This is a genomic window from Acinetobacter variabilis (genome assembly GCF_000369625.1).
GTDB lineage: Bacteria > Pseudomonadota > Gammaproteobacteria > Pseudomonadales > Moraxellaceae > Acinetobacter > Acinetobacter variabilis.
In genome coordinates this window covers 1,002,946-1,022,413 of the sequence record NZ_KB850113.1, presented here as the reverse complement: position 1 = coordinate 1,022,413, position 19,468 = coordinate 1,002,946, and the positions used below count along the sequence as shown (strand labels likewise).

Genomic DNA, 19,468 nt, shown 5'->3' with positions numbered 1-19,468 from the left:
ACCATTACTAAACGAATAAGAAGGTGCTCCCATGAATATGCAAATTGATTTTAAAAAACACAGTAAATCTCAATTTCTAAGCCCGGAACAGGTTGAAGAGTTCGGCGCCAAGGTTGATGCTATCCGCCGTGAAATAATGGAAGATTTGGGCGAGAAAGACGCAGAATATATTTATAAAATCCGTAATTTTGTACGTTATAGCGAGATTGCTTCCCGCGGCATGTTGATGTTTGCAGGCTGGTTGCCACCAGTATGGTTAGCGGGCACAGGCTTATTGGGTATCTCGAAAATCGTGGAAAATATGGAACTTGGCCATAACGTAATGCACGGCCAGTTCGACTGGATGAATGATCCAAGTTTGAATGGTTCTACTTATGATTGGGATACTATTTCCACTGGGAATGACTGGAAATACACCCATAACTATATTCACCACACTTATACCAATATTGTCTGTATGGATCATGATGTCGGTTATGGTCTGATCCGTGTCAGTGAATCTCAGCCGTGGGAACTACGTTTTATCTGGAATATTCCTTTAACCATTCAGTTGATGGTGTTCTTTGAATGGTATGTGGGTGTACAGCGTTTGCATCTGGAAGATGTAATTGTCTATAAAACCAAAACCTGGAAACAGGTCTGGGAAGAAGCAGCACTTTTACGCAAAAAAATGCGCCGTCAGGTCCTGAAAGATTATGTATTTTTCCCGATTATTGCCGGTCCAAATGCGATTCCAGTATTTACCGGGAATGCGGTTGCCAATGTGATTCGTAGCCTATGGGCGTCTGCGGTGATCTTCAATGGACATTTCACCGAAGATGCAGAAATCTTTGAAATGGACAATACCGACAATGAAACCCGTGCAGAATGGTATCTGCGTCAGATCCGTGGTTCGAGCAACTTCAGTGGGGCGAACTGGTTGCATATTCTGAGTGGTAATTTAAGCCATCAGATTGAGCATCACCTGTTTCCCGATATGCCAGCAAACCGTTATGCCGAAGTAGCACCAAAAATCAAAGCCTTATGTGCCGAGTACGGGATTCACTATAACGAAGCCAGCTTTGTGAAGCAGTTCTCGACTGTATGGGTCAGACTGGCGAATTGCTCTCTGCCAAATGAATGGAATCAGCAAATTGCAGAAAAAACTCATGCAGTTAAATCGGTGTTTCGTTACTTTAAATCTAAGCTTGTAAATTAATTTTTAGGGTTTCTCTATTATCCAATTTGGTACTCCTCAATAGATTTGGATGGTCTATTGAGGATTTTTTTATCTGTTAAAAAGTGCTCAGTTCACAGGAATTTATGAATGAAATATGAAGATGTTTTTCAAAAAATGACGAAGCCGGGACAGATTTACTACGGCTGAAACGCTTCGCCTACAAGCTAAGCGTTTACCTCAAGGAGGTTCTTTTTATAATGGCCGCGCTCTATCATTCAAGCATTCAAGGTCTCAGTTTTGAAATATCTTAAATATTTTTCAGGCATCTCACTGTTATTGCTGTTAACCGCGTGTAATACCCCGGAAACTCCAGCACCAGATTATCAGGGGAACTGGAAAAATACACTGGAAAACCCTAAATTGGAAAATATCCTGGTGATTTCCAAAAATGGTGAAAACTATTTCATTACCAATACCATTAAAGATAAAGAAAGCGGCAAAACCGACAAGAAAAATCCAATGCCTGCTTCAGTCGCTGATAATGGTCTGCTACAGATTAATTCAGGTACAGGTGTCGTTGAGTTCGCGATTGACGAAAAAACTGGCAATCTGGTCGGTTCAGGTTCCGTCTATAAAAAAGCCAAATAATGCTCTAATCTAATCATTCAGAGATAACACGAAAAATGCCATGATCAGGGAAGATTCATGGCATTTTTTAGTTCACCAATTTTATGAGACCAGCAAAATCTTCTACAAAATAATCTGCCTTGGCTTTGATCAAATCCATTTCATGCGCAGAATACTGGTCGTAAATTGCCACTACATCAATTCCCGCATTGTTGGCAGCTTCCACCCCAATTAAAGAATCTTCAACAATCAGGCAATCTTTAGCTTCAATTTCAAAATGCTGGAGCGCATTTAAATACACTTCTGGATGCGGTTTGATATTCTCAACATTTTCGCGAGTCAAAATAATCGCAAAATCATTATCAAAACTGATTTTCTGATTAATCTTCTGATTATTGTCCTGATAACGCTGCACATTGAATAAGCTGGTGGTAGTCGTAAGTGCCAATTGTATTCCTTGCTGTTTTAAGGCTTGAATCAGCAGCTCAGCTTGAGGTTTGAGTTCAATCACATGATCCAGAAAATGCTGTGAAATACCGTAACGGCGATTTTTAACCTCTTCCTTGCTTGGCTTGAAACCATAGAGGTCTTTTAAATAGCCACAATATTCCAAATAGGGATCGGGCATATGTCTAAAGGCTTTCAGTTGCAGGTCACGCTGTTGCTGAATCTGATCCAGACCGACTTCGATCCCTGACAATTCCTGAATCAGGGCAGCATCGACCTGGTTCCAGATTCCCACTGAATCAATCAAGGTTCCATCCAGGTCAAAACACACCAGCTTTTTATCTTTAAACATGTCACCCCCATTTTTCTTTCACCGCCATTATCCCGTTTTTGGATAGAGATAAAAAGTCCAGTTTGGGTGCATATCCAGATTGCTTTTATCAATAAATTCCTAAAATGAACTTATTTTGAGCATTTTAAGTATTACTCATAATAAAAATCGTAATACCAAATTGGCACGTCATTTGCATTTATCTACTCATCATAAAGTGATCTAGGGTTCCGGCAGTCATGTTTAAAAGACTGCGCCTGAGACCGAGAGTTCACGGCTCGATTTGAGCTACACGGAGGGATAAAAGCCCGGGAGGTTGGAACAAAAACCTTAGAGAGGTCATGCACATGGGCGCAATAGACAATAAGTACCATAACAATCAAACACTTTGGACTGAAATTCTGCCGGGAGGGCATCATTGGTCCGGGCGCATTCAAAAAGGTACGGTTTTGCAATTCAAGGCACTCGGTGCCAATGCCAACGTATCGCTGTTCTGTGTTAATGCTGAAGACAAACTGGAACGTTACAACATGCCAGACAGTCTGAAAGGCCAGCATACCGCATACCTCACCGCAGGGAATGTGCTGTATTCCGATCTGGGTCGTGTAATGGCATCCATCGTTAAAGATGAAGCTGGCTGGAACGATACCTTCTGTGGTCCATCCCGTCCTGAACAGATTGAAAAACAGTTTGGCATCCGTACCTTCCAGGATGCCCGCAATGACATGTACCAAAGCGGTTTAGATGGTCTGTTAATTGAATTATCTAAATTCTCACTCGGTCAGACTGACCTGAGTGCGACTGTGAATCTATTCTCTAAAGTTACGCCAAATGATGCGGGTGCATTGTCTTATGTGCCTTCAGACAATACTGATCAAATCATTGAACTGCGTTTTGAAATGGATTGTCTGGTGTTCCTGTCTGCGGCACCACATGGTCTGGATAACAGCGCGGAATATCAACCAGCTGACATTCAGTTATCTTTGTTTAAAGCCAATAGCTTAGGCGAAACCGATATCTGTCGCGACTCCTGTCCACAGAACCAGCGTGCATTCCAGAACAACGCACGTTACTACGCACTTTCTAACGTTTAAGGCAGGAGAATCACTATGACAGTTCTACAACAATTCGAAAAAACCGTACTTAGCGAAATCTGTCCTGCCGGTGAAGCATGGATGTGCGAAGTCAAAAAAGGACAGTATTTCCGTATCATCGATTTGGAAGGGAATCAGGCAGTCGATATCTTATTTATCTCGGCTAAAAATCCGGAAGAGCGTTATAGCGCAACCGATACGCTGGCGATTAACCAGCAGATTTATCTGGAAAAAGGCGCTACTTTATACAGCAACTTTGGCCGCGCTATTGCCGTAATTCATGATGATAACTGTGGCCGTCACGATACTTTAGGCGGTGCATGTTCATGTGAAAGTAATACAGTTCGTTATGCATATGACAAATACCCGATGCACAGCTGCCGTAACAATTTTATGTATGCGCTGGCAAAACATCCAGTGGCAAAAAAACATGGCTTAAACGTGCGTCACATCGGTCCAAACATCAACTTCTTTATGAATGTGCCTGTGACTGCCGATGGTCACCTGAAATTTGATGATGGTATTTCTGCACCAGGCAAATATGTGGAAATCAAGGCCGAAATGGATTTGATCGTGCTGATCTCAAACTGCCCGCAGTTGAATAACCCATGTAATGCCTACAACCCGACACAAATCCAGCTGGTTGTGCGTGAAGGCGAGGAGGCTTAAGTCATGTTTAATAAAGTTCTGATTGCCAACCGTGGCGCGATTGCCTGCCGCGTGATCCGTACCCTGAAAAAACTGGGGATTCAATCTGTAGCCGTTTATTCAGAAGCAGACCGTGATTCACTCCATGTGACTTTAGCCGATGAAGCGGTGTATATCGGTGAAGCACCTGCCAGCCAAAGCTATTTAAATGTCGATAAAATTTTAGAGGTAGCTAAACAAACTGGAGCACAAGCGATCCATCCGGGTTATGGCTTCTTGTCTGAAAATGCTGAATTCTGTGATCTGTGTGAATCACAGGGCATTGCTTTTATTGGGCCAAACTCTGCGCAGATGCGTGCCTTTGGTCTTAAACACACTGCACGTGAACTTGCGATTCAAGCCAATGTACCGTTACTTCCGGGTAGTCAGTTATTGGCGGATGAAGCTGAAGCCTTAACAGAAGCAAATCGTATTGGCTATCCTGTGATGCTTAAAAGTACTGCGGGTGGTGGCGGGATCGGCATGCGTCTGGTCTGGAATGAAGCTGAGCTGAAAGATGCCTATGCAACCGTGTCTTATTTGGCACAAGCCAACTTCAAAGATGCAGGTCTGTACCTGGAAAAATTTGTACAAAATGCCCGCCACATCGAAGTGCAGATTTTTGGTGATGGTCAAGGCAAGGTGATTGCACTGGGCGAGCGTGATTGTTCCGTGCAACGCCGTAACCAGAAAGTGATCGAGGAAACCCCAGCACCGCACATTAACGATGTGCAACGTGCCTATATCCAGAATGTGGCGATTCAACTGATGGAATCGGTGAACTACCGTTCTGCCGGTACGGTTGAATTCGTGATGGATACTGACACGCAAGAATTCTACTTCCTTGAAGTGAATACCCGTCTGCAAGTCGAACATGGCGTGACGGAGCAAGTCTTTAGTGTGGACCTGGTGGAATGGATGGTAACGCTTGCCAGTGGTGACTGGACGGCTCCAACAGCGCAACTGGAATCCAAAGGACATTCGATTCAGGTACGTCTCTATGCCGAAGACCCAATCAAGAACTTCCAGCCAAGTGCTGGTCTGCTGACCTATGTCGAGTTTGATGATAAGGCACGTAACGAAACTTGGGTCGAAACTGGTTCAAACGTATCGTCGTTCTATGATCCGATGATTGCCAAAATCATTGTGACGGCAGATGATCGTGAATCAGCGATTCAAGCCATGAGCGATACACTCGCAAAAACCCAAGTGGCAGGCATTGAAACCAATCTTGAATATCTACAAAACATTATCGACTGCGATGTATTTAAATCGGGTACACAGACCACACGTTTTTTAAATACTTTTGATTGGAAAACCCAAAAAATTGAAGTGCTACAAGCAGGCATTCAAACCGCCGTGCAAGATGTTACAGGTCGTTTAGGTTATTGGGATGTCGGTGTGCCACCATCAGGTGCGATTGATCCGCTGTCTTTAAATGTGGCGAACCAACTGTTGGGTAATGTACCGAATACTGCAGGCCTAGAATGTACCTTGCAAGGTCCAAGCTTAAAATTCCATTGTGATAGCCAAATCGTGCTTGCAGGTGGTGATATGCCATCGAGTTTGGATGGTGTGTCTGTCCCAATGTGGCAAACCGTCAATGTCCGTAAAGGTCAGGTGCTTAAATGTGGAAAAATCGCCACAGGTTGCCGTACCTACATTGGGATTAAAGGCGGTCTGAATGTCCCTGAATATTTAGGCTCACAAGCGACCTTTACCCTAGGTCAGTTTGGTGGTCATGCAGGGCGTAATTTACTCATTGGCGATATGCTTCCAATCACGGCATTTACATCCGATGACGTCAAAGCATTAAGCGAAGACCAAATCCCTGCATTCTCAAACTCTTGGGAAATTGCGGTGATGTATGGTCCACATGGCGCACCGGATTTCTTTACCAAAAACGATATTGATACTTTCTTTGCCAACGAGTTTGAAATTCACTTTAACTCAAGCCGTACCGGTATCCGTTTGATTGGTCCAAAACCTGAATGGGCTCGTCAGGACGGTGGTGAAGCAGGTCTGCATCCATCCAATATTCATGATAATGCCTATGCCATTGGTGCGATAGATTTCACGGGTGATATGCCGATTATCTTGGGTCCAGATGGTCCAAGTCTCGGTGGTTTCGTGTGTCCTGCGGTGGTGATTAATTCTGAACTATGGAAATTGGGTCAGCTTAAAGCTGGTGATAAAGTCAAATTTGTACCTGTCAGCTATCACCAAGCGAAATTGCTGAATGAAAAATATCATGCACAATTAACTGCGGTAGACACGCAAGCAGTCATTTTTGATGAGTCGTTCTATCCTGAAATCAGCACGTTGAAATCTGCCATTTTAGATACTTTAAAAGGTCAAAATGGCACGCCTGATGTGGTGTATCGTCCTGCCGGTAACAACTATATGCTCGTTGAATATGGCGAGTTGGTTTTAGATTTAAACCTACGTTTCCGTATTCATGCGCTGATGCAATGGGTCAAAGATCAAAATATTCAAGGGATTATTGACCTAACACCGGGTATTCGTTCACTGCAAATTCATTTTGATTCGACCCAGCTCGATCAAATTGATTTACTACGCATGCTTCAAGTCGCAGAAGAACAATTGCCTGATGTCACCGAGATGCAAGTGCCATCACGTACTGTGTATTTACCGCTGGCTTGGGAAGATTCACAAACGCAACTTGCCACTGAGCGTTATATGCAAACCGTGCGCCCAGATGCACCGTGGTGTCCGGACAATATCGAATTCATCCGTCGTATTAATGGCTTAAAAGATAAACAAGCAGTGAAAGATGTGGTCTATAACGCCAGTTATTTGGTCATGGGCTTGGGCGATGTGTATTTGGGTGCGCCTGTGGCAACACCACTTGATCCGCGTCAGCGTTTAGTCACCACCAAATATAACCCTGCACGTACATGGACACCTGAAAATGCAGTGGGTATTGGCGGTGCGTATATGTGTGTCTATGGCATGGAAGGTCCGGGTGGTTATCAGTTTGTCGGTCGTACTTCACAAATGTGGTCACGCTACCGTAAAAACCCAGATTTTGAACAAGGCATGCCGTGGTTATTACGTTTCTTTGACCAAATTAAGTTTTATGAAGTGTCTGAAGCTGAACTCATGCACATGCGTGAGGACTTTAAAGCAGGTCGTTTAAAACTGCGTATTGAAGATGGTGTACTCAACCTTAAAGAATACAACGACTTCTTAACGGAACATCAGGAATCGATTTCTGCATTTAAAGCGGTACAACAAGCAAACTTTGATTCTGAACGCCGTCGTTGGCATGAAGCAGGGCTTGCAGAATATGTGTCTGAAAGCCTAGATGCCGTGGATGATGGTGAAGGTGTAGAAGTGCCTGAAGGTGGTTGTGCGGTGGAATCGCATATGCCGGGTTCAATTTGGAAAATTGAATGTCAGTCGGGTGATATTGTGGAAGAAGGTGCGACCTTAGCCGTGATTGAAGCAATGAAGATTGAGATTCCAATTATTGCGCCTGAGCGTATGCGTGTAGATGCAATTACCATTGAAAAAGGACAGACGGTGAAAACGGGGCAGGTGTTGTTTACCTTGGCGCCGGTAGCTTGATAAGTAATTAATATAAAAGACCGTCCGTAAGGGCGGTTTTTTTACTATACTAATCAAAAATATATGAATTATTCAAAACTAAATTATGAATGAAACGAATAGTGCTTTAGCCAATATTACTGATGCAGGATTATTTGAAAGATTAGCATCTGATGTTCTTAGATTTGCTGAACCTGAGATTTATAAGAGTATTTCCCATCAGGGTATGAATCCGCAAGGTAAAACAATTAAAGCTCCATTGGATAATGTAGGTTGGTGTTATGTCAACGGTGAAACAAAGGTAGTTGCTGTAGCACACACAACTACATCGCGTAATGATTTAGAGACCAAATGGCTGAGAGATTTAGATACAGTTACACCAAGAATAAAAGGTGGTAAGCCAACAGGAAGCGATGGGGATTTAGTAAAAACAATTAAAGAATTAGTTAAAATTAGGCAAAAAAATCCTCATTTATTAGCTAGATTGGCTTTGATGTGTAATAGTGATGAACCTCAAGACATACGTATCAAAGCACATCAGCTAGCTTCTCAGCATAATATTGAATTAGAAATATGGTCAAATTCTAGAATTTCTTCATTTTTAGATATTGATCCTAATGGTCAAACAATTCGTCATAAATATTTTGGTGTTTTGCCTACTGTTTTATCCTACGAAGAAATCTTAAGGATAGGTAATTTAAGTACGGTACATCTTAATTTCAATACTGAATTATTCGTTGAACGTGATGACATAAAATTTCAAAATTTAAATCTAGTAATTGGAACTTCTGGTTCTGGGAAAACTACTCTTTGTACGAACTATATCCTGAAAAAATTACATAAAGGATGTCCAGTGTTAGTACTTAGAGAAGAAAGTATACAAAGTTCTTTAAATTTGGATGAGGCCATTGAGAAAGAGCTAAAGAGATATTCTGATCGGTTGATGCAAGGATGTGGGAGAAATATGTTAGATTTATGCTCTTTAGATAATCCACTAACTATTTTAATCGAGGACATTAATGCTACAAACAATACAGAACAACTAATTGAAAAGATTGCCTTATGGTCTAGTAAGGAAAAAAGAATAAATATTCTGTGTCCTATTTGGTATCAAAAGCTAAGTACTTTGTCATTCAAGCTTAAAGAAGAATTATCTAAGAATGGATTTTCATATATTTATGTAGATAATTACTCAGATGAACAAGCTTTAGAAGCACTTCAAAAAAGAACCAGACTAAATAATAAGAACATTGATGATTTAACTTTAATCCAAATCGCCAAAAATCTAGGCAATGATCCTTTACTCTTAGATTTGATCACGAACCATACAGAAGTGAGCAAAAAGGATCATATTTTAGAGGATTTTATAAAGAATACACTTGAACAGATTGCTTATCAAAATGATAAATTTATTGATGATCTAGAAAAAACCCTTTTTAAAAGCATTTCATATTTCATTCTAAACAAGACAAATAGAGTTAATAGAAGTCATTTATCAGATTTTTTAAATCGTGAAGAAAAGTCGGATATAATAAATATTCTTGCTGATGGACGTATCATAAGGCTTGATGAACAAAGTAATATTATTTTCCGCCATGACAAAATTAAATTTTTTCTCATGGCTCAATCTATACAAAAATTTTTAGAAAAAGATGAATATTTAGAAATTCTAACTGATCCTTATTTCTCAGAAACATTGGGATTATCATGTTATTTATCTTCATTAGATATCGAAAGGCTTGAATTACTTACTCAGCATAATTTTCTAATAGGAATATATGCTTACTATTATGCTGTTAAGAATAATTCAGATTATAGTAATAGCTGTGTAACAAGTATTTCAAATTGGTTGATTGACAAAGATAATCATAAGTTGTCCAAAAGTACATTACGCTTTAAATCTCTTACGGTTTTAAATGAATTAGTACATAATTCAATTCCTGACTTGCTTAAACTTTACCCTAAACAAGATCATCAACATATATATTACGAATGTGGTTTTAAAAATGGAAACTTAGCAGATGGTATCCAGTGGATAAGATTTTTCCGATTTGAAGTAAACTATTTACAAATTTCTTTAGTCATAGATTTTGTTGTAAAAAAATACAAAAATGAATTTAAAAACACATTATTTGAATTACTAAAAGATAAAAAAACGAAAGTTTCGGTTCTTCATTCGCTCTTTATTATAATCGGATACATAGGAGATGCAGAGTATTTGGACTCAGTTCACACTGCTATAGACAACATTCAGGATGAAGAAAAAGATTATCTTCTTATATTTTGGGTACTATCAAGGATCTGTGATGAAGAATCCGTCTATTTGCTGGATATAGTTTTAAACTATTGGAATAACTTATCGGAAGATCAAGATGAGTATCAAAGATCACCTAAAAGTTCATTCACAATGTATACGTTGGATTTTAAATTTAGAAACTATTTACCAACGGATTCAACTATAAATTATCTATTGGATTATGCCGATAAAAGTGATTTAAAAAATTATATTTTGTATTTATTAAGATTAGTCGATCATCCTGATGTATTAGAAGCACAAGTTAGAAAATTGGCGGATTGGGGGAGAAAAGGCGCTCACACTTGGGGCTTGATAGCCGATGATGTAAGTCGTGCTTTTGAGGAGGGTAAGCAACTATCAAAATTATCTAAAGATAGACTTAAAGAAATATTTATCAAGACTACTGAAGACTCTTTTGTCCGAAAGTATGCATTAAGGATATGGATAAGTAGTCCAAATGGATCTGATTTAGAAGCTCTTCAGTCAATCTCGAATGAAGATGACATTTATGATGAAGTCTTAATGGCAAAAGCAAAATGTAAGGATTTGAGCATAATCGATCAATTAATAGAGAAAATTAAAAATAATGATTCCACATATTGGTGGCAAGCAACTCGTTATATTTGGCATGAAAAATTCGAACAAATCTTTGAAGATTATATCTTGACCGTAAATGATGAAAATTATTGGATGATTGATGAAATTTTTGAAAAAATATCTATAAAAAAAGCAGAAAATCTATTAGAAAAATACTGGGATAACATCAATCAATATAATATTTTCATTCAGTTAGCTCTTTTAGTTGCTACTGATAAATTATGCTCATTAGTAGATAACTCAATTCAAGATAGAAATCTACAAGAAGTTTTTAAATACTTTAGTCATCATTGGGGCTTTAAACAAAAAGGGAGAAAAGGAATCCATCGTTATGATCAACTTCAAGCGATTAAACCTTATATCCAGTACCTAGATGATTTTTCTAAGTCTGAGTTATACGAAATCTCTCTTAAAAATGGATGGAAAGATTTTGCACAAGAATTTATAGATCCACTCGGCTTTGTTGCACAAAGATTTGAAATGCAAAGTGCCCCTAATTGAGCCAAATTTAAGGCGTAACTTGGGTAAGTGGTCGACCTAATTCCGTAAATCTGTTGAGGACTGCTACACGTGCATGAATTTCATTCACCTGACTAGGAAAGCTTCTTGCCATTAATTTATCGCCTAATAATTTGATGCAATGCATCTTGGTTTCCACCAAACTGCGGCGATGATAGCCTGACCATTTTTTCCATAATGTCCTGCCTAAACGTTTAACTGTTCGAAGTAATTCATTTCGCTCTAGCGAGCTACTCTTTGTATCTTTCCATGGTTTCGCATTTTTTCTAGGTGGAATCACCGCATGTGCTTGCCGATCTGCAATGACCTGACGGCATTGCTTGGTGTCATAAGCTCCATCGGTATAAACAGAGTCAATCTGCTCATCTTGTGGAATCTGATTAAGTAAATCACCAAGCACCTGTGAATCACTGACATTATTGGTTGTGAGCTGAATAGCGCGTATTTGTAGGGTTTTGGCATCTATACCAATATGTAGTTTACGCCATTGGCGACGATATTCAGCTCCATGTTTCTTGCGTTTCCATTCGCCCTCACCTAGAAACTTCATGCCTGTAGAGTCTACGAGTAGATGCAGCCCATCGCTACTTTTTTGGTAGCTGATTGCAATATCAATATGCTTTTGTCTTCTACAAAGCGTACTGTAATCTGGTGCGGTCCAATTTAATCCGCAAAGTTTAATCAGACTTTGCACAAAGCCAGTGACTATACGTAAAGATAGACGGAATAAGGATTTAATCATTAAGCAGCATTGGATAGCTGCGTCGGAGTAGGTTTGATTTCGCCCTTGTTTGCCTTTTGATGGCGCATACCATTGCGTAGCAGGATCAAACCAAATGGCAATATTTCCGCGACTCATGAGTGCTCGGTTATATGCGGGCCAATTGGTTGTGCGGTAGATTTTGTGTGTAGGCTTCTTCATTTGAAAATTATATCGCTGAAAAAGCCTTTACAGATAGGTTTGTGCAACAAAGCCGATCCACTCATTCCTAACGATTGCCAATATTGCTTAAAGATTAGCACTAAAAGACTTAATGAGGAGCTTCAAGAAGGAAGAATTATTTGGTCAGATAGATGGCTTCATGATTGTATTGAGAAAGGATGGAGTATTAGTGAAGCATTTGAAAATATAATATCTTGGCTTGATACCAATTATTGTGATTTAGCAGTAGATATTGTTGCATCTAATCTAGAGTATCTTGGCTCAAGACAACAATTTTTAAGATTGAATGACTTATGTGAAAAAAAAGGTGTAAACCTAAATATACAAGAAATTTTAGAGAGGACTTACTGGGTAGTTTATTTAAGAACGATTGAGTAAGCTTAAAGACCAATTAAAAGGTCTTTTAAAAGAGCTTTTAATTGGTTATCATTTGTCTATTGTTTACATGTCTAGGACATCGCCAAGATGAACAATATTATCCATTCACGCTTTGTTGCAAGCGTAACAGACCTGAAAAAGAACCCAATGGAAGTGGTCAATAATGGCTTTGGTGAAGCAGTCGCGATCCTAAACCGAAACAATCCAGCATTCTATTGCGTACCTGCGGATATGTATGAACGCCTCATGGATCTGATTGAAGACAAAGAACTTTTAAAACTCGCTGAAGAAGCGCAAACAGAAGACACTGTAAAGGTAAGCCTAGATGACCTACGAGCTCGAGTTCACAAAAACCGCGCTTAAAAAGTTTGATAAGCTGAATCCGCAAATCGCAGAACAGTTCATTCGTAAGCTCGAAACAATATTAGATAACCCCAAAATCCCGAAAAACAAACTCAGTGGCTCTGTTGATTTATATAAAGTGAAACTTAGATCGGCAGGCTACCGTTTGGTCTATCAAGTCATCGATTCAAAAATTGTAGTTTTGGTTTTAGATGTAGACTGCAGGGATACCATTTATAAAAAGATGTGAAAAATTTTTCTGGAAGTGCTTGCCATTGCTAAATCATCTTTCAGCCACACTTTGATGCACACTCGAACCCCAATGGTGCAAAATGGCCTATTTTTTAGGCATAAAAAAAAATAAAGCATCCTTGTTTTGCCTCTTTTTACGTATGTAATTAATTTCCCACGCGTTCTGCTTAAATCTATTCTATTTTATATTGTGGCACGCTTTATGCTTTTATTTATATACAACATAAATAGAGGAGAGCAATACACTTGATCACTCATAATCACAAACATCGGTTAACCATTCATGTATAAAAAGAATAGCAAGGACATGATCATCAAAATGGAATAAACCGGTGAAATACAAAACTTACTTTTGCTTTAGAACAAGCCCCATCTCACTGTTATGGGGCTTTTTTTCGCCTTTTTACCCAATTTTATTTATCACGTCCCAATAAGCACAAACTGGCACGCTTTCTGCATTTTCCTAAGTAATACGAAATTCTGGTTTTGTAATATCCACAGGAGATGCACATGAACAACCCGACATCAAATAAAAAAATGCATCCATGGCTTCACTTTCTGGTAGAGCTTCTCAGCGTACGCGCAGGCTTTCACATTAAACAGTCTTCCCAATACCAACCCAAGGATCAACATCGTGCCTAAACAAAAATTGGCACGGATCAGTATTACCGTGCCAGAAACAACGCTGCATGCAATGGATCAAAAAATTGTCGAGCAGCACTATGAAAGCCGCTCGCAGGCCATAGTCGACATGATTAACCGCCACCTGATTGATGATCTAGTGATTCGAGATGAAGTCATGGTTGGCACACTTACCTTGCTCTATGACGTCAGCCTGAAACCGCTACGCAGTCAGTTGGTCGATCTGCAACAGCAGTATCTGGCGCAAGTAATCAATTCGCTTCATATCCAGCTGGATGATGAAAAAATCCTGCAAGTCATGCTGATGCAGGGCGCGAGCAGTGATCTGAAAGAAATTAGCGAACAATTTATTGCCCTGAAAGGCGTGATTAAAGGACATCTCGAACTGATGGATGCCGTCATGCCGCCTATTCCACAAAATACCGAACACACTTAAGGAGAACAGCTGTGCACAACTTATGGACTGTACAGGACTGGCAACACGCCTACCAGAATAACAATATCCAGCTTAGTGACCTGATTGAGTATGTTGCCGGGTTGAATAATGACGATCATGCCTGGATATCAATTGCGACAGCCGCACAATTACAGGCACAAATTGATGCATTGACTGGTGCAGATAGTGCAAGCTTGCCACTCTATGGGGTGCCATTTGCGGTCAAGGACAATATTGATGTTGCAGGGTTTTATACCACAGCGGCATGTAAAGAAGCGGCTTATCTGGCGACTTCCGATGCAACAGCAGTAGCCAAATTAAAAGCTGCCGGCGCGATTGTCGTGGGTAAAACCAATCTGGATCAGTTTGCGACAGGTCTGGTCGGTGTGCGCTCTCCATACGGCGCGGTGAAGAACAGCTTTAATCCTGAATATATCAGTGGTGGTTCGAGTTCGGGTTCCAGCGTGGTGGTAGCCAATGGATTAGTACCATTTTCACTGGGTACAGATACTGCAGGTTCAGGACGTGTACCAGCAGGCCACAATAACATTGTTGGACTCAAACCGACCAAAGGCTGGTTCTCGACTACTGGCCTGATTCCGGCTTGCCGTACCATTGATGTGATTTCGATTTTTGCATTAACGGTGGATGATGCCTGGCAGGTAGCGCAAGTCATGCAGGGCTATGATGCCAGCGATGATTATTCCCGAGTACATCCTCAAAATGTACCGAGCCAATTTTCAAAAGGGAAAATTGCCATTCCGGATACACTGGAATTTTATGGCGATGCTGAAACTGAAAAAGCATTCCAGCTGGCGATCGCACGTGCACAAAGTTTGGGTTATACGGTTGAGCCGATTGATTTTACTCCCTTTCAGCAACTGGCGACTGCACTTTACAATCGCTCTTGGGTGGCTGAACGTACCAGTGCCGTTGAAAAACTGGTTTCTCGTGATATGACGCATCCGGTGATTCACCAGATTATCAGTCAGGCAGACAACTTTAATGCTGTCGATATGATCCAGGCAGAATATGAACGAGCGCAATTGGCTCGCCAGATCAATCTGGCGCTGGCAGACTTTGATGCCTTGATGGTGCCAACGGCGCCAACCATCTACAAGATAGCCGATGTGGAAGCCGATCCACTGGTGAAAAACAGCCATATGGGCGCTTATACCAACTTTGTGAATTTTGCGGATTTATCGGCTTTGGCACTGCCTAATGCAATTCGTGCTGATGGTTTGCCAAGCGGGGTAACTTTTATTGCCCCAGCCTGGATGGATCAGGCATTGGCAAACTTTGGTCAGATCTGGCAGCAGGCAACAGCTTTAACACTGGGCACTTCGCAAAAAACTTATGAACAAACAAGCCAGATTCAGTCACAGCATGCAATAAAACTAGCAGTCGTCGGCGCCCATCTGACTGGTATGCCGTTGAACTTCCAGCTCACCACACGTGGCGGCACTTTAGTGCAAAAAACCAAAACTGCAGCCAGCTACAAACTGTTTGCCCTAAAAAATACCACCCCACCAAAACCGGGCCTGCAATACCACAGTAAAGGTCAAGAAATCGAAGTGGAAGTCTGGGAGATCCCATTCGCCAACTTTGGTCAGATCGTGGCGGAAGTTCCGGCACCACTTGGTATTGGTAATGTACAGCTGGCAGATGGCAGTTGGGTTAAAGGCTTTATCTGTGAAGGCTATGCGCTGGAAGATGCAACTGACATCAGTCATTTCGGCGGCTGGCGTGACTTTATTAAATCAAAACAAATTTCAAATACGCGTTTTAAATGTAATTGCATAGGGGAAATCGCACAATGATCAAAAAAGCTACTCTAGCAGCATCGGTTTGCGGTGCCATTTTATTTAGTGGTTGTGACAATACAGCGAAAGTTCCAGAATCATCTGGTCAGGCCAAAGGCAGTGTAAATACTCAGCCGATTCGTATCGGCTATAGCGACTGGCCAGGTTGGGTGGCTTGGCAAGTGGCGATTGAAAAAGGCTGGTTAAAAGAAGCAGGTGTGAATGCAGATTTTAAATGGTTTGACTATTCAGCTTCATTGTCTGCCTTTGCTGCAAATCAGCTGGATGCAGTCATGGTAACCAATGGTGATAATCTGGTGACTGGCTCTGGTGGTACTAAAGGCGTGATGATTCTGGCGACGGATTATTCAGCTGGAAATGACGTGATCATTGCCAAGAATGGAATTAATTCGATTCAGGATCTACGTGGTAAAACGGTTGCCACTGAAAAAGGTCTGGTCGATCACTTGCTGCTATCGACTGCTATGGATGATGCAAAGGTTAAACTGAGTGAAGTGAAACTGGTCAATACCATGACCAATGAATTACCACAGGTCTTTGCAACAGCGGATATTGATGCGATTGCGGTATGGCAGCCAGTGGCGAATCAGGCCTTATCTGCGGTTGCCGGTTCAAAAATTATTTTCAGCTCTAAAGATAAAGCTGGTCTGATTTATGACACTTTAACTGTGAATCCTGCGCATTTGGAAGCCAATAAAGAGCAATGGAAAAAGGTCATTCAAGTTTGGGATAAAACCGTTAAATATATCAATGATCCGGCAACACGTGCAGATGCTGTAGAAATCATGTCGAAACGTGTCGGTATTGATGCCAAAGCCTATATGCAATTTGTAGATGGTACTCATTTGTTGGATCTGGAAGCCAACAAGAAAGTTTTTACCAAAGGTAATGGTTTCGATTCGATTTATGGTTCAAGCTATCACGTCAACAAGTTCAACGTCATCAATGGCATTTATAGCACTGAAGTGAATGTGGATAGTGTGATTGTTCCAACGCTGGTACAAGAGCTGAAATAAGACGGAGTGCAGACAATAAAAAATCCCCGGTTTCGGGGGTTTTTTATATACCATTAAAAAATATAAAAATTAAAGTTCAACACTTTTGGAAAAGACATTAATAAAAATAATTCCCACAATCATAAAAGATAGACCAATCAATGCCGGAATATCCAGTTGCTGCTTGAACACCAGCAGTCCAACCGTAGAAATCAGGATAATGCCTGCACCGGACCAGATTGCATAAGCAATGCCCATTGGAATGGTTTTCATGGTCAGTGACAAGAAAAATAAGGCAACTGCATATCCTAAAATAGTAGCCAGCGAAGGCCAAAGTACACTAAAGCCATTGGATGCTTTCAATGCAGAAGTAGCGATGACTTCTGCAATGATGGCAATCGACAGATATAAAAAAGCCATATTTCTCCTTATAACACTCGTTCTGCATGATGCAGCAGGTGATCCTGTTCCGCGCTTATCCACTGTGCTGCTTCTGCAGTCGTAGTGGTCGTATGCTGAAAATCATATTCAGGTTGGTAGATATCAATCTCAAAAATCAGATCAATTGCACGGCTCTCAACTTCTACATGCTGGACCAGACGGGTTGCATCCAGAATTTTAAAATTGTCTAGCTCAAAGGCGTTGCCTGTTTCCCCGGTACAGGTGCTGTAGGTTTTACTGAAACCTTGAGTGCCAATAGAGACTTCAAAGCTTTGTAATAGATCAAATGAAGTAGTATCGGCTGACTGGATATCTAATACTGCAACCTGAGTTTGTACCTCTGGCAAGCGAGTCAGGGCATAGGCAATATGATCATCGCAGATGATCAGACCACCATCCATTTTCAGTTCTTCACCTGATTGGACATCTACTGCAGATTCTAGACGTAGGCCTAAGAACAGGCCTTTCTTCACTTGCTGACGCCAGTCTTCGACATAGACATTGCTCGGTGAAAATTCCAGAATACAGTTCCCGATCGCATGCAATTTTGCGGGTTCAGGCCATTGCACATGATTCTGGTAATTGGCGTAGTTTTCTACTTCCCAGGACAAGAGCTGCGTTACATCCTCCCATACTGTATTACCAATCCAGCCCTGACGTTCTGTCACCGGCGTGTCATTCTGACTTTTAAGGCGCAGGTCAATGGTAAAGCTGCGTGACTGGAACCAGTACACAATAGTGTTTTGATCGGTCAGGCCATTAAAGAAACTGATGCTTTTCCTGCGAAATGCCCCGTATAAAAAACTCGGAACAACTTCAGGTTGAGCAGTCGTTGGCGTTAAGGTTTTTATGGCTTCTAACAGGTTCATGATGTCGCCTCCGCTTTTTCATTTAAGCCAAAGGAAGACAGTGGAACGGCATTTTTTAGAACCAGCTCACCATTGGCAATTCGCTGTTTTAAATACTGGAACGTTTGTGCCGTCTGGTTAAACAGGTGTTCACCACCAATTAATGCCTCATATTTGGAATCATCAGTTTTTACCATCGGTTCTATCACGGTGTCATAGTTACAGGCACAGAACAGCGGGAAGGAATAACGTTCTTCAGAGACTTTTTTTACGCGGTGTTTGGTCGCCAGGTATTTGCCATTGGACAGGATTTCCATCATGTCACCAATGTTCATCACCAGCGTATTTTCAATCAATGGAATATCAATCCATTCACCGGCTTTGTTCAGCACCTGCAAACCTGGCGCGGTAGGCAGCAGCAGGGTAAAGCATTCATAGTCAGTATGTGCGCCGATGCCTTCGGCATCTTTGATATCCAGATTGTAAGGATAATGAATCAGGCGCAATTGACTTGGCGCATCATTAATTTTATCGGCGAAGAAATCTTCTTTGACACCCAGTGCCAACGCAAAGACTGCAAAAATCTGTTCACTAATGGTGCGCAAGTGACCGTAATATTGGCTGACAATAGCTTTGAAATTTGTATATTCAGGCCATAAGGTTGGGCCTAGCAATGGGCAGTCTGTTCTAGAACCCTGATAGTCATAATTCACATCATAGGCTTCTTTAAGGTCATAACTGTTGCCCGCGAATTGTTCTTCACCAATTGGCACATAACCGCTATGGTTACTGGATTTGCCAATATAGTGCTGCATTTTTGTGTCCAGATCCTGCTCGAAATAAGATTTGGCCAGTTCAACCAGTGACTTGGCATAATCAAAATTAAACTGATCCACTTTAAGATAAAGGAATCCGACATCTTTACAGGCCTGGTCTAAAGCTGCCGCAACTTCAAGACGATCGGCCAGATGTGGACCTTGCATTTTAGAAATATCGACGAGCGGGAGTACGTATTGGTCTTGCATTGCAATCACCTTATTG

The 19,468-nt window shown here is 41.1% G+C and carries 18 protein-coding genes and 1 riboswitch; of the genes, 13 read left to right on the top strand and 5 right to left on the bottom strand.

The window, feature by feature from the left end; translation table 11 throughout:
- Window positions 1–31 precede the first annotated feature (31 nt).
- Window positions 32–1,198, top strand: coding sequence for a fatty acid desaturase family protein (locus tag F897_RS10625; RefSeq protein ID WP_005235770.1), 1,167 nt, complete (start codon window positions 32–34; stop codon window positions 1,196–1,198).
- A gap of 258 nt (window positions 1,199–1,456) precedes the next feature.
- A complete protein-coding gene (locus F897_RS10620) occupies window positions 1,457–1,807 on the top strand; it encodes a hypothetical protein (protein WP_005235768.1) in 351 nt (116 codons plus the stop codon).
- A gap of 67 nt (window positions 1,808–1,874) precedes the next feature.
- Here F897_RS10620 and F897_RS10615 read toward each other — a convergent pair whose 3' ends face one another.
- Entirely contained in the window at window positions 1,875–2,585 is a 711-nt protein-coding gene (locus F897_RS10615) for an HAD family hydrolase (RefSeq protein ID WP_005235766.1), read from the bottom strand.
- Window positions 2,586–2,775: 190 nt separating this feature from the next.
- Window positions 2,776–2,881: riboswitch (guanidine-I (ykkC/yxkD leader) on the top strand.
- A 30-nt stretch (window positions 2,882–2,911) separates the two neighbouring features.
- Between F897_RS10615 and F897_RS10610 the strand changes: the two genes are divergently transcribed.
- The 4 genes from F897_RS10610 (at window position 2,912) to F897_RS10595 (ending at window position 11,309) form a co-directional block, all read left to right on the top strand.
- A complete protein-coding gene (locus tag F897_RS10610) occupies window positions 2,912–3,658 on the top strand; it encodes an urea amidolyase associated protein UAAP1 (RefSeq protein WP_005235758.1) in 747 nt (248 codons plus the stop codon).
- Between the two features lie 15 nt (window positions 3,659–3,673).
- Entirely contained in the window at window positions 3,674–4,327 is a 654-nt protein-coding gene (locus F897_RS10605; RefSeq protein ID WP_005235755.1) for an urea amidolyase associated protein UAAP2, read from the top strand.
- 3 nt (window positions 4,328–4,330) lie between these two features.
- A complete protein-coding gene (uca, locus tag F897_RS10600; protein ID WP_005235754.1) occupies window positions 4,331–7,936 on the top strand; it encodes an urea carboxylase in 3,606 nt (1,201 codons plus the stop codon).
- An 85-nt stretch (window positions 7,937–8,021) separates the two neighbouring features.
- The gene (locus F897_RS10595; RefSeq protein ID WP_005235751.1) at window positions 8,022–11,309 is read left to right on the top strand and encodes a hypothetical protein; all 3,288 of its coding nucleotides are present in this window, start codon (window positions 8,022–8,024) and stop codon (window positions 11,307–11,309) included.
- 7 nt (window positions 11,310–11,316) lie between these two features.
- On the opposite strand, the gene F897_RS10590 is transcribed toward F897_RS10595, so the two are convergent.
- A complete protein-coding gene (locus tag F897_RS10590; protein WP_000743268.1) occupies window positions 11,317–12,249 on the bottom strand; it encodes an IS5-like element IS17 family transposase in 933 nt (310 codons plus the stop codon).
- On the opposite strand from F897_RS10590, the gene F897_RS10585 reads away from it, so the two are divergent.
- The 7 genes from F897_RS10585 to F897_RS10560 all read left to right on the top strand — a co-directional run bounded on the left by F897_RS10585 (window position 12,250) and on the right by F897_RS10560 (window position 17,159).
- Window positions 12,250–12,648, top strand: coding sequence for a hypothetical protein (locus F897_RS10585; protein WP_034580977.1), 399 nt, complete (start codon window positions 12,250–12,252; stop codon window positions 12,646–12,648).
- An 87-nt stretch (window positions 12,649–12,735) separates the two neighbouring features.
- Window positions 12,736–13,011, top strand: coding sequence for a type II toxin-antitoxin system Phd/YefM family antitoxin (locus F897_RS10580; RefSeq protein WP_005235749.1), 276 nt, complete (start codon window positions 12,736–12,738; stop codon window positions 13,009–13,011).
- Complete coding sequence (locus F897_RS10575) at window positions 12,974–13,240, top strand: type II toxin-antitoxin system RelE family toxin (protein ID WP_005235748.1); 267 nt, start codon at window positions 12,974–12,976, stop codon at window positions 13,238–13,240. Before F897_RS10580 ends, F897_RS10575 begins: the two co-directional genes overlap by 38 nt.
- 512 nt (window positions 13,241–13,752) lie before the next feature.
- A complete protein-coding gene (locus F897_RS18055; RefSeq protein ID WP_004647016.1) occupies window positions 13,753–13,884 on the top strand; it encodes a hypothetical protein in 132 nt (43 codons plus the stop codon).
- Window positions 13,877–14,320, top strand: coding sequence for a CopG family ribbon-helix-helix protein (locus F897_RS10570; protein WP_004280384.1), 444 nt, complete (start codon window positions 13,877–13,879; stop codon window positions 14,318–14,320). The genes F897_RS18055 and F897_RS10570 overlap by 8 nt, the downstream gene beginning before the upstream one ends.
- A gap of 11 nt (window positions 14,321–14,331) precedes the next feature.
- Window positions 14,332–16,140 (top strand): allophanate hydrolase, encoded by a 1,809-nt coding sequence (atzF, locus tag F897_RS10565; protein ID WP_005235745.1) that lies wholly within the window; start codon window positions 14,332–14,334, stop codon window positions 16,138–16,140.
- Window positions 16,137–17,159, top strand: coding sequence for an ABC transporter substrate-binding protein (locus tag F897_RS10560; protein WP_005235743.1), 1,023 nt, complete (start codon window positions 16,137–16,139; stop codon window positions 17,157–17,159). Before atzF ends, F897_RS10560 begins: the two co-directional genes overlap by 4 nt.
- Window positions 17,160–17,228: 69 nt before the next feature.
- Here the strand turns inward: F897_RS10560 and F897_RS10555 are convergent, their stop codons facing one another.
- Genes F897_RS10555 through F897_RS10545 form a run of 3 tightly spaced genes read right to left on the bottom strand, consistent with a single transcriptional unit; the run spans window position 17,229 to window position 19,452 of the window.
- Entirely contained in the window at window positions 17,229–17,558 is a 330-nt protein-coding gene (locus F897_RS10555) for a DMT family transporter (RefSeq protein WP_005235742.1), read from the bottom strand.
- Between the two features lie 8 nt (window positions 17,559–17,566).
- Entirely contained in the window at window positions 17,567–18,448 is an 882-nt protein-coding gene (locus F897_RS10550; protein WP_005235741.1) for a hypothetical protein, read from the bottom strand.
- On the bottom strand, window positions 18,445–19,452 hold the full coding sequence (locus tag F897_RS10545; protein ID WP_005235740.1) for an isopenicillin N synthase family dioxygenase: 1,008 nt from the start codon (window positions 19,450–19,452) through the stop codon (window positions 18,445–18,447). Before F897_RS10545 ends, F897_RS10550 begins: the two co-directional genes overlap by 4 nt.
- Between the last annotated feature and the right edge of the window lie 16 nt (window positions 19,453–19,468).

What these genes read in the sequence shown, in the direction of transcription:
- F897_RS10625 (WP_005235770.1), top strand. Translation starts at nt 32, where the DNA reads ATGAATATGCAAATTGATTTTAAAAAACACAGTAAATCTCAATTTCTA.
- F897_RS10615 (WP_005235766.1), bottom strand. Translation starts at nt 2,585, where the DNA reads ATGTTTAAAGATAAAAAGCTGGTGTGTTTTGACCTGGATGGAACCTTG.
- F897_RS10610 (WP_005235758.1), top strand. Translation starts at nt 2,912, where the DNA reads ATGGGCGCAATAGACAATAAGTACCATAACAATCAAACACTTTGGACT.
- F897_RS10605 (WP_005235755.1), top strand. Translation starts at nt 3,674, where the DNA reads ATGACAGTTCTACAACAATTCGAAAAAACCGTACTTAGCGAAATCTGT.
- uca (WP_005235754.1), top strand. Translation starts at nt 4,331, where the DNA reads ATGTTTAATAAAGTTCTGATTGCCAACCGTGGCGCGATTGCCTGCCGC.
- F897_RS10595 (WP_005235751.1), top strand. Translation starts at nt 8,022, where the DNA reads ATGAATGAAACGAATAGTGCTTTAGCCAATATTACTGATGCAGGATTA.
- F897_RS10590 (WP_000743268.1), bottom strand. Translation starts at nt 12,249, where the DNA reads ATGAAGAAGCCTACACACAAAATCTACCGCACAACCAATTGGCCCGCA.
- F897_RS10580 (WP_005235749.1), top strand. Translation starts at nt 12,736, where the DNA reads ATGAACAATATTATCCATTCACGCTTTGTTGCAAGCGTAACAGACCTG.
- F897_RS10575 (WP_005235748.1), top strand. Translation starts at nt 12,974, where the DNA reads ATGACCTACGAGCTCGAGTTCACAAAAACCGCGCTTAAAAAGTTTGAT.
- F897_RS18055 (WP_004647016.1), top strand. Translation starts at nt 13,753, where the DNA reads ATGAACAACCCGACATCAAATAAAAAAATGCATCCATGGCTTCACTTT.
- F897_RS10560 (WP_005235743.1), top strand. Translation starts at nt 16,137, where the DNA reads ATGATCAAAAAAGCTACTCTAGCAGCATCGGTTTGCGGTGCCATTTTA.
- F897_RS10555 (WP_005235742.1), bottom strand. Translation starts at nt 17,558, where the DNA reads ATGGCTTTTTTATATCTGTCGATTGCCATCATTGCAGAAGTCATCGCT.
- F897_RS10550 (WP_005235741.1), bottom strand. Translation starts at nt 18,448, where the DNA reads ATGAACCTGTTAGAAGCCATAAAAACCTTAACGCCAACGACTGCTCAA.
- F897_RS10545 (WP_005235740.1), bottom strand. Translation starts at nt 19,452, where the DNA reads ATGCAAGACCAATACGTACTCCCGCTCGTCGATATTTCTAAAATGCAA.